We start from the raw sequence: 9560 nt of genomic DNA on the forward strand, positions 1-9560 counted from the left end.
GGCCGGCCGGCTTCAGGCAAAGATCTTCAGAACCACTGCTTGTAGCGGCGCACGTAGATCGTCTTGACGATCTGCGCGAGCAGGATGTAGCCGACCATCGTCGCGGCGAGCCACAGCCAGAAGGTGCCCGGCAGGTGCATGAAGCCGAGCGATTCCGCGAACGGCGAGAACGGCAGCCAGCAGCCGATCGCGATCGCGGTGAAGGTCGACAGCAGCACCGGCAGCGCGGCCGTGCTTTGCAGGAACGGGATCTTCTGCGTGCGCAGCAGGTGCACGACGAGCGTCTGCGACACGAGGCTCTCGATGAACCAGCCCGAGTTCATCACGATCTGGCCGCCGGTGCCGCCGTTCAGGTGATACATCGCGCCCGCGCCGAACACGGTCCACATCAGGATGTAGGTCGTGATGTCGAATACCGACGACGTCGGCCCGACCCACAGCATGAAGCGGCTGATGTTGCCGGCTTCCCACTTGCGCGGCTTCTTCAGGAACTCGGGATCCATCTTGTCCCACGGCAGCAGCATCTGCGACGTGTCGTAGATCAGGTTCAGCACGAGCAGCTGGGTCGCGAGCATCGGCTCCCACGGCAGGAACGCGCTGGCGACGAGCACCGAGAACACGTTGCCGAAGTTCGAGCTCGCGGTCATGTTCAGGTACTTCAGGATGTTGCCGAAGGTCTCGCGGCCCTTGATCACGCCTTCCTCGAGCACCATCAGGCTCTTTTCGAGCAGGATGATGTCGGCGGTTTCCTTCGCGATGTCGGCGCCGCTGTCGACCGAGATGCCGACGTCGGCGTCGCGCAGCGCGGGCGCATCGTTGATGCCGTCGCCGAGGAAGCCGACCGTGTGGCCGTTCGCCTGCAGCGCCTTGACGATGCGCGCCTTCTGCAGCGGCGTCAGCTTCGCGAACACGGTCGTGCGTTCGACGACCTGTGCGAGCGTCGCGTCGTCGAGCGCCTCGATTTCCGTGCCGAGCATCGGCTTGCCGGGTTCGAGGCCGACCTGGCGGCACACCTTCATCGTGACGATCGGGTTGTCGCCCGTCAGCACCTTCACCGCGACGCCATTTTCGCGCAGCGCGGCGAGTGCCGGCGCGGCCGATTCCTTCGGCGGATCGAGGAAGGTCAGGAAGCCGCGCACGACGAGGTCGTGTTCGTCGGCGGTGCGGTACTGCTGGCGCTCGTCGCCGCGCGGGATCGTGCGCGTCGCGAGCACGAGCACGCGGAAGCCGTCCTCGTTGTACGCGCTGGCCTGTTCGAGCAGCCGCTTGCGCGCGACGAAGTCGAGCGGACGCACGCCGTCTTCATCCTGCACGTGCGTGGAGACGGCCAGCATCTCCTCGACCGCGCCCTTGCAGATCAGCAGGTGCGTGCCGCGCGCATCCTCGACGACGACAGACAGGCGGCGCCGCACGAAGTCGAACGGCAGTTCGTCGATCTTCTTGTAGCCCTGCGGCTTCACGCGTTCGCCGATCTCGTCGGCACGCGCGACGACCGCGATGTCGATCAGGTTCTTCTGGCCGCTCTGGTGGAAGCTGTTCAGCCAGCCGAGCCGCAGGATCTCCTCGTCCTTGTGGCCCGACAGGTCGAGGTGGTGCTCGAGGATGATCTTGTCCTGCGTGAGCGTGCCGGTCTTGTCGGTACACAGCACGTCCATCGCGCCGAAGTTCTGCACCGAGTTCAGCCGCTTGACGACGACCTTGCGGCGCGCCATCGCGACCGCGCCGCGCGCGAGGTTCGCGCTGACGATCATCGGCAGCATCTCGGGCGTGAGGCCCACGGCCACCGCGAGCGCGAACGTGAGCGCGCTCAGCCAGTCGCCCTTGGTCAGCCCGTTGATCATGAACACGATCGGCACCATCACGAACATGAACTTGATCAGCAGCCAGCTCACGCTCGCGACGCCGCGGTCGAAGCTCGTCTCGATGCGCTTGTGGCTCACGACGTTGCGCGCGAGCGAACCGAAGTAGGTGTCCTCGCCGGTCGCGACGACGACGGCCGTCGCCGTGCCGCTGACGACGTTGGTGCCCATGAAGCAGACGTTCTCGAGATCGAGCAGCGATGCCGACGTATCGGTCGCTGCGCCGGCCGCGCGCGTGCTGGCGGATTTGCCGGCGACCGCGCCGAGCGTGTCGTACTTCTCGACCGGCAGCGCCTCGCCGGTCAGCACGGCCTGGCTGATGAACAGGTCGCGCGACGCGAGCAGGCGCACGTCCGCCGGAATCATGTCGCCGGCCGACAGGTGCACGATGTCGCCGGTCACGACTTCGCGCATCGGCACCTCGCGGCGGGCCGGTTCGGACGTGTCGGTCACCGAGCGCTGCACGGTCGCGGTCGTGCGGACCATCGCCTTCAGCTTCTCGGCCGCGCGTAGCGAACGGAATTCCTGCGAGAAGCGCAGCAGCGCGCTGATCGTGACCATCGTCAGCAGGATCGTCATGCCGACATAGTCGCGATCGTCGGGGGCCGCGAAGTAGACGTCGGTGAAGAAGCTGATGGCGGCCAGCACCAGCAGCACGTAGACGAACGGGTTGTGGAACGAGAGCAGCAACTGGCGGGTCCAGTGCGGCGGCTTGTCGTGCGCGATTTCGTTCGGGCCGTAGTGCTGCAGGCGGTCGGCGGCCTGGTCGTAGGTGAGGCCGCGCGTGCTGGTGTGCAGCGACTTCAGCGTGTCTTCGAGCGGGCGGGCCGCTTCCTGCGCGGCGCGCATGATGCGCGGATCGTTCTGCGGGCCGGTGCCGGCCTTGATGAAGCCACGCTGTTTCTTTTGCGATGGGTTGTGTCGTGTCGTCATGAGTTGCTCCTTGCGCACGAGTCGGCGGGCGGGGAGCGACCGTGACGTTATCGACGCACGAGCGCTTCCCGCCGCGTCGCGTCGGGCGCGATCGGCTGTGGATCGGTGAAGGCGGGAACGCTCGCCGGCGCGTGCGGTGCGGCCGGAGGGGCGATGTGCAGCGTCGCACCGGCGAGCGGTAATCGACTACTGTCGTCTGAGTTCATCTGCACTCCTGTCGGTTGCGGATAGTCGGCACGGGCGATCGACAGCGACGCACGCACGAAGGCGCGCGGCCGGACGGCACGCGAACGGAAAGCGCGCGCGGCTGACGCTGCGCGCAACACGAACGCACGCGCGCGACGGCGCATCGCGTGCATTCGACAACAATGAAAATTCGGCGGGAGATCTGGCCAGTCAGGCCGGAAGGACGCCGCATCCTGCTTCCCGGGATGCGGCAGAAGACGAGGCTCTGCGCGTTTTCCTCAGGCAGCAGTCAAGTTGGTCAAGCACCAACTACAACTCGCATCGGTGTTCACAGAACACTCCATGTAATTAGACGGGAGCGATGGTAATGGGTCGCTGTGCGAAGCGTCAACCCTTTTGTCAGTCGTTATTTCGAGAAACGTAATCCAGCCGTTGCGCGAGCGGAGAAACGCCGGATCGCCGCCAATGAAACGGCCGCGCGCATGCGATGTCGGCATGCGCGCGGCCGCGTCGAAGCAGGGTGCCGGCGACTAGTTGACCGACGCGACGGCCGCCCCTGCATCGAGGATGCCCGAGCCCGCCGGCATCGCGGTGCACGACGTGCCGGCCGCCAGCTTGGTCGTGCGCGTGCCGCCCTGCAGCTTCTGCTGGATCTGCGCGGGCGTGAGATTGCCGTTCACCGACAGCATCAGTGCGGCAACCCCCGACACTTGCGGTGTCGCGAGGCTGGTGCCGTTCGCGAGGCCGTAGGTGTCCGCGCCCGGCGTCGTGGTGCCGGTATTCGACGTCGACAGGATGTTGACGCCGGGTGCGCTGAGCGTGACATCGGCGCCGAAGTTGCTGAACGACGCGCGGCGGCCCGTCGCGTCGGTTGCGCCGACGCTGATCACGCCGCGGCAGTTCGCGGGCTGGTCGAGCCCGGTCGACAGGCCGTCGTTGCCGGCGGCGACGACGACGGTCACGCCCTTCGCGGTCACGTCGTCGATGGCCTGCTGGAACGTCGTGCTGCACGCGCCGACGCCGCCGAGGCTCAGGTTGATGACCTTCGCGGGCGTCGGGTTGTTCGGTACGCCGGTGACCGGAATACCGGCCGCCCAGCGCATCCCGTCCGCGATGTCGCTCGTCGTGCCGCCGCACTTGCCGAGCACGCGAACCGGCAGGATTCGGCCGAGCCACGATACGCCGGCGATCCCGGCGCCGTTGTTCGCGGTCGCGCCGATCACGCCCATCACGCGGGTGCCGTGCCAGCTGCTGTCGCTCGGCTGCGACGCGCAGTTGTAGTACGGACCGTTCGCATTGCTGAGTTCCTGCTGCGTGACCCAGTCGCCCGGATCGGTTGCGTCAGGGCCGCGCGTCAGGCCGTTGTTGCTGGTGTTGACGTTGCTGATGAAGCTGTAGCCGGGCATCAGGTTGGCGGCGAGGTCGGCATGCGGCCGGTAACCGGTGTCGAGCACGGCGGTGACGACGGTCGGCGAACCCTTGGTCACGTTCCAGGCAGGCGGCATGTCGATGCCGGCGGTCGGGTCGGACAGGTACCACTGCTGGCTATAGAGCGGATCGCTCGGCGTATCGCGGATCTGCATCGGGTGATCCGGTTCCGCGTAGTCGACGTCCGAATCGGCTGCGAATGCCTGCGCGAGCGCGGCTGCGTCGGTGGCGGCCATGCGCTGGCCGAGCGACAGCACGGCCGCGCCGTTCGAGATCGTCCGTTCGACCTGCACGTTCACCGGCGCTTGCCCGACCGTGCTCGCATAGGCGCGTGCGCTGCCGGCGACCGGCGCCGTCCAGCGCGTCATCGAGCGCTGGATCACGGCGTCGAGCCGCGTCCCGTTGTCGATGGCCGCCATCGCACGTGTGGCCGTCAGCGTCTTGAGCTTGACGATCAGGTGATCGATCGGCGGTTCGGCCGGCGCGGTCTGCGCGGCCATCTGCACGGCGGCCTGCTGTGTCGCGCATGCATTGCTGCCGGTCGTGGTGGGTGTGGGCGTGGGCGTCGGAGTGGTCGGGGCGGGCGTCGGGGCCGGCGTTGCGTTGGAGGAGGACGGGTTGCTGCCGTCGCCGCCGCCTCCGCCGCAACCGGCGAGGGGCAGGAGGGCGGCGGCAGACAGCATGCCGGCGAGCATGCGCGCATGTGCGGAGCGCGCCAGCGCGAAATTGAAACGCTTGGTTCTCATGTTGAAACTCGATCCTCGTAGATAACCGTCGTGCCGGCGGTGGCGCTGGTCCGGCTGACCCGGACCTTGTCTTTTTTTGTCTGACGGCCGCGCAAGGTTGCTGCGACGCGCCATGCACTGGGTAACGGCCGGCGTGGCGGCTTCTTGAGTAGGTTTCACGAGAAAAACCGGTGCGCGCGCAAACGATTACGTTGGTGCGTTGCAGCATGAACGCGCGTTTGGAACGTGTGGCACAGAAGGTGGGGTCGAGTCCACGCGTGGCCGGTCGGGCGAAACCTGCGCCGCGGGCCGGTTTGCGCGGCACGGCAAACGTCTTTCAACGGGCGGCCGCGGTGGAAGGTTGTTTACGCTTTCCCTGATGCGACGCGAATTTTGTCGGGCGTACGATCGCGATTCGATCAACGTTTCGTCAGGAGAAAAGCATGGATCGCCGCTTACGCTGGCTGGCCGTCGCGCTGTCCTGTGCGCTGGCGGGTACCGCGCACGCGCAGGCCCTTACCGGCACGCTGAAGAAGATCAAGGACACGGGCGTCGTGTCGCTGGGCATTCGCGAATCGTCGGTGCCGTTCTCGTATTCGGACAACCAGCAGAAGAACATCGGCTATTCGCGCGACATCGCGTCGCGCGTCATCGACCAGCTGAAGACGGAACTGAACCTGCCGAATCTCGCGGTGAAGGAAATCCCGATCACGTCGCAGAACCGGATTCCGCTGCTGCAGAACGGGACGATCGATTTCGAATGCGGATCGACGACGAACACGCTCGAACGGCAGAAGCAGGCCGCGTTCTCGAACAGTATCTTTCTGTATGGCATCCGCTTCAGCACGCGCAAGGATTCGGGCGTGAAGGATTTCGCGGACCTGGCGGGCAAGACGGTCGCGACGACGGCCGGCACGTCGGACGAGCGCCTGCTGCGCAAGCTCAACGAAGAGAAGGCGATGAACATGACGATCATCAGCGCCAAGGATCACGCCGAAGCGTTCATGAACGTCACGACCGGGCGCGCGGTGGCGTTCGTGATGGACGAGCCGCTGCTGTACGGCGAGATCGCGAAGGACCGCAACCCGGGCGCGTACACGGTGGCGGGCACGCCGCTCGTCCACGAGAACTACGCGTGCATGATGCGCAGGGACGATCCGGCGTTCAAGCACGCTGTCGACGGCGTGATCGCGAACATGCAGACGTCGGGCGCGGCCGAGAAGCTCTACAACCAGTGGTTCACGCAGCCGATTCCGCCGAAGGGCGTGAGCCTCAACTATCCGCTGTCGGCGGAGATGAAGCAGCTGTTCAGGAATCCGACGGATCAGGCGCAGTATTGATCCTGTCGGATAGGATCGGCCGGCGCGCGCCAGCCGGTCCGTGCAGTCGAGGTGCGTGGCTCCGTCGGGGCTGCGCCGACTTCCATCCGCATTCCGCGTCGGCTTCGCTTCCGAAGCCGCGATGTCCTTGACCGGCGCGCATCGCCCACGGGCGATCCGCCGGGCTCACCGTTCCCCGCCCGTCATTCTTCCGCTTTTTGAAATCCACATCCGGCACCGGATGGCGGAGCACGCGTGCGCAAACGAAGCGCACACGGCAACCCCGATTTCCGCGTAAACCCGGATTCAGCTATCAATTTGAACTGGTCAGAATCGGCCAAAATTGTTCAACAATTCTCGGCCTGAAATCCTGCGGAGCCGCATGCGGCGGCGCGTAGGAGGCATTTTGCATTCTCGCGCCGGTGCCGAAAAAAACTCAGGAGCCACACCATGTCCGGTCAGTTTTCGTTTCGACGTTTCCTCCGCGGCACGCTCGTGCCGCTGGCTTTCGCGTGCTCGGTCGCATCGGCCGCGCCGCTGCAGACGGTGCGGCCCGGCACGCTCCTGGTGGGCTCCGACCTCACGTATCCGCCGTATGCGTACCTGGACGGCGGGAAGCCGGCTGGTTTCGACGCGGAGTTCTCGCGGATGCTGGCGCGCCATCTGAAACTCGAACCGGTCTTCCTCGACACGCGCTTTCCCGACCTGATCCTCGGTATGAAGGCGCGCCGCTTCGACGTCGTGGCGTCGGCGTTGTACGTGACGCCCGACCGGGTGAAGCAGGTCGATTTCGTGCCGTACCTGAAGACCGGTGCATCGCTGCTGGTCGCGAAGGGCAGCGCGTTCCAGCCGAAGGGGCCGCAGGACCTGTGCGGCAAGCGGGTCGGCACGATCAAGGGCGCGTCGTGGACGCCGAAGCTGCGCGCGGTTTCGCAGGACGCCTGTCAGGCGGCCGGGCGCGGCGACATCGCGATCCTCGAATTCCCGACCTCGCCGGAAGCGACGTCCGCGCTGATGTCGAAGGCGGTCGACGTGCAGATCGAGGACGCGGCCGTCGCGCAGGGCATTCCGAAGCAGACGGGCGGGCGCGTGGCGCTCAGCTCGACGGCGCTGCTGTATCCGATCGTGATCGGCCTCGGCGTGACGAAGGGCGACGCCGGGTTGCAGGGCGCGCTGGAGGGCGCGTTGAACGACGCGAAGCGCAGCGGCGAGTACGGCAGCCTCGTGAAGAAGTACGGGCTGCAGGAGCCGACGGCCGCCGACGTCGCCAGCGCGCTCGGCACGGCGAAGTAGCCGCGACGAAGTCGCCGCGCGCCGTGCCGGCGCGCCGATCCGCCCGGTTGCGCGACACGCGCCGGGCGGCCGCATCACCCATCCGAGGTCGAGGAGTCATCGATGCAGTTCGATTGGCACTACGTGTTGCAACTCTTGTGGGACAAGGATTTCTGGCGCGCGTGCGTCGTCGTCGTCAAGCTGAGCGTGTCGGCGTGGCTGCTCGGCGTGCTGCTCGGTTTCCCGGTGGCGCTCGCGAGGCAATCGCACCAGCCGCTGCTGAAGCGGGCTGCGGCCGTGTACATCTGGTTTTTCCGCAGCCTGCCGCTGCTCGTGCTGCTGGTGTTCATCTATAACCTGCCGCAGATCTTTCCCGCCACCAGCACGGTGCTGTCCGACCCGTTCACGGCCGGCCTGATCGCGATGGTGTTGAGCGAGACCGCGTATTTCGCGGAAATCCATCGCGGCGGCATTCTGTCCGTGCCGCGCGGGCAGCTCGAAGCCGGTCGCGCGCTCGGCATCCGCTTCACGGGCATCCAGCGGATGATCGTGATGCCGCAGGCGATCCGCATCGCGCTGCCGGCGCTTGCGAACGAGTTCATCACGATCGTGAAGCTGACGTCGCTCGTGTCGGTGATCTCGCTCGCCGAGATCCTGCTCGTCGGGCAGCGGCTGTACACGCAGAACTTCCTCGTGTTCGAAACGATGCTGGCCGTCGCGTTCTATTACGTGCTGATCGTCACGGTGTTCAGCCGGCTGCTCGGCGCGCTCGAACGGCACCTCGACGTCAGCCGCCGCACGCCGGCGCCGGCCGGCCCCGCGAACGTCACGCTGCCACTGTCGACGCAGGCCGTTGCGCTGCGGCCGCGCGCGAACGCCGAATTCGCACTGCGGCTGAAAGGCATCCAGCAGCGCTACGGCCGCCACGAAGTGCTGAAGGACGTCCAGCTCGACGTCGCGCCGGGGCAGGTCGTGTCGATCATCGGTCCGTCGGGATCGGGCAAGACGTCGCTGATCCGCACGATCAACGGTCTTGCACCCGTGAACGCGGGTGAGATCGACCTGTACGGCGAGCCGTTCATCCGTGCGTCGGGCGGGCGTCCGCCGCGTGTGCCGCACGATCGCATCCTCGACATCGGCATGGTGTTCCAGAGCTTCAACCTGTTCCCGCATCGCACCGCGCTGCAGAACGTGATGATGGCGCCGTGCTATCACCGGCAGGCCGATGCGGGCGCGATCCGGCTGCAGGCGCTGTCGCTGCTGTCGAAGGTCGGAATGCTCGAACACGCGAACAAGTATCCGCACCAGCTGTCGGGCGGCCAGCAGCAGCGCGTGGCGATCGCGCGGGCGCTTGCGACGCGGCCGTCGATCATGCTGTTCGACGAGCCGACGTCGGCGCTCGATCCGGAGCTCGTCGGCGAAGTGCTGAAGGTGGTCGAGACGCTCGCGAAGGAGGGGATGACGATGATCATCGTCACGCACGAGATGAACTTCGCATTCAAGGTGTCCGACCGGATCGTTTTCATGGAGAACGGCCGGATCCTGTACGACGTGCCGCCCGAGCGGATTCGCGGCAGCGCGGATACGCGCGTGAAGGATTTCCTGCGGCATGTCCACTTCGCATGACCGCCATGAACGAACGACGAGGAACCGGCATGAATCCGTCTGAATTCCGGCAACGCGACGCGCAGGCGCCGGCGTGCGTCGACCGCTTGCGCGCGTGTCTTGCCCGTGCCGACGCTGCACCCGGCGACATCGGCACCGCGTGGCTCGCGCGCCGCGATGCGGCGGCGCTACCCTGATGCGAACATCAAGGTCGTCGCCGATGCGCGGCGTAT

7 protein-coding genes are annotated in these 9560 nt (G+C 66.5%); 4 read left to right on the forward strand and 3 right to left on the reverse strand.

Features of this window, described 5'->3' with window-relative positions; genetic code table 11:
* Positions 1-26: 26 nt before the first annotated feature.
* The 3 genes from mgtA to G3N61_RS03090 all read right to left on the reverse strand — a co-directional run bounded on the left by mgtA (position 27) and on the right by G3N61_RS03090 (position 5152).
* On the reverse strand, positions 27-2792 hold the full coding sequence (gene mgtA / locus G3N61_RS03080; protein ID WP_205821495.1) for a magnesium-translocating P-type ATPase: 2766 nt from the start codon (positions 2790-2792) through the stop codon (positions 27-29).
* A gap of 47 nt (positions 2793-2839) precedes the next feature.
* A complete protein-coding gene (locus tag G3N61_RS03085) occupies positions 2840-2998 on the reverse strand; it encodes a hypothetical protein (RefSeq protein WP_175024487.1) in 159 nt (52 codons plus the stop codon).
* A gap of 510 nt (positions 2999-3508) precedes the next feature.
* On the reverse strand, positions 3509-5152 hold the full coding sequence (locus G3N61_RS03090; RefSeq protein ID WP_205821496.1) for a S8 family peptidase: 1644 nt from the start codon (positions 5150-5152) through the stop codon (positions 3509-3511).
* Positions 5153-5574: 422 nt separating this feature from the next.
* Between G3N61_RS03090 and G3N61_RS03095 the strand changes: the two genes are divergently transcribed.
* The 4 genes from G3N61_RS03095 (at position 5575) to G3N61_RS03110 (ending at position 9524) form a co-directional block, all read left to right on the forward strand.
* Entirely contained in the window at positions 5575-6471 is an 897-nt protein-coding gene (locus G3N61_RS03095) for a glutamate/aspartate ABC transporter substrate-binding protein (protein ID WP_205821497.1), read from the forward strand.
* Positions 6472-6900: 429 nt separating this feature from the next.
* Positions 6901-7743, forward strand: coding sequence for an ABC transporter substrate-binding protein (locus G3N61_RS03100; RefSeq protein WP_089452726.1), 843 nt, complete (start codon positions 6901-6903; stop codon positions 7741-7743).
* Between the two features lie 102 nt (positions 7744-7845).
* Positions 7846-9348, forward strand: coding sequence for an amino acid ABC transporter permease/ATP-binding protein (locus tag G3N61_RS03105; protein WP_089452727.1), 1503 nt, complete (start codon positions 7846-7848; stop codon positions 9346-9348).
* Positions 9349-9377: 29 nt separating this feature from the next.
* Positions 9378-9524, forward strand: coding sequence for a hypothetical protein (locus tag G3N61_RS03110; protein ID WP_241017532.1), 147 nt, complete (start codon positions 9378-9380; stop codon positions 9522-9524).
* The last annotated feature ends 36 nt before the right edge of the window (positions 9525-9560 follow it).

The sequence above is a fragment of the Burkholderia sp. Ac-20349 genome, from assembly GCF_017104865.1.
Classification (GTDB): domain Bacteria; phylum Pseudomonadota; class Gammaproteobacteria; order Burkholderiales; family Burkholderiaceae; genus Burkholderia; species Burkholderia aenigmatica.